This window comes from Arthrobacter mobilis, assembly GCF_012395835.1.
GTDB lineage: Bacteria > Actinomycetota > Actinomycetes > Actinomycetales > Micrococcaceae > Crystallibacter > Crystallibacter mobilis.
The window spans coordinates 1-690 of record NZ_JAAZSQ010000090.1 but is presented as its reverse complement, the minus strand read 5'-3'; the positions used below and the strand labels follow the sequence as shown (position 1 = coordinate 690).

1 protein-coding gene is annotated in these 690 nt (G+C 67.7%); it reads left to right on the top strand.

Annotated features, from left to right (window positions below; all coding sequences use genetic code 11):
• Positions 1-550: HAD-IC family P-type ATPase (locus HGG74_RS21010; RefSeq protein WP_168489479.1), on the top strand; the 550-nt coding region annotated here is incomplete at its 5' end.
• Between the last annotated feature and the right edge of the window lie 140 nt (positions 551-690).

Here is a 690-nt window from a genome sequence, read left to right as displayed (position 1 = left end):
CAGGCTCGGCGCATCGGGTTACACCACGGCCATGCTCACCGGCGACAACCTCATCACAGCCACCGCGCTGGGCAAGGCCGCGGGCATCACCGAGGTTCACGCCGACCTTCGCCCCGAGGACAAAGCGGAAATCATCCGGACGCTCCAGAACCGCCAGCCCACCGCGATGGTCGGGGACGGCGTCAACGACGCCCCAGCCCTGGCGACCGCCGACACCGGCATCGCCATGGGTGCCATGGGCACCGACGTCGCGATCGAAACCGCCGACATCGCCCTGATGGGCGAGGACCTGAACCACCTGCCCCAGGTGCTGGACCATGCACGCAGGACCCGGCGCATCATGCTCCAGAACGTGGGGCTGTCCCTGCTGCTGATCGCTGTGCTGATCCCTCTGGCGCTGTTCGGAATCCTCGGCCTGGCCGCCGTGGTCCTGATCCACGAACTGGCCGAAATCGTGGTCATCGCCAATGGCGTCCGGGCCGGCCGGATCAGCCGCAAGACCGCGTTCACGTCCGCCCAGCCCTCCCCTGCACTGGAACCGTCAGTATGAGCACCGACGCAACCGCCCTGCCCGTCGTACCGGTTCGGTCGGCCCGACGGTTCAGGACGGTATTGCTGCTTTGGGCAGCCCTCCTTGCCGGGGCCGACCTCACCGTTAAGGCTCTGGCCGAAGCCGTGCTTTCCAACGGC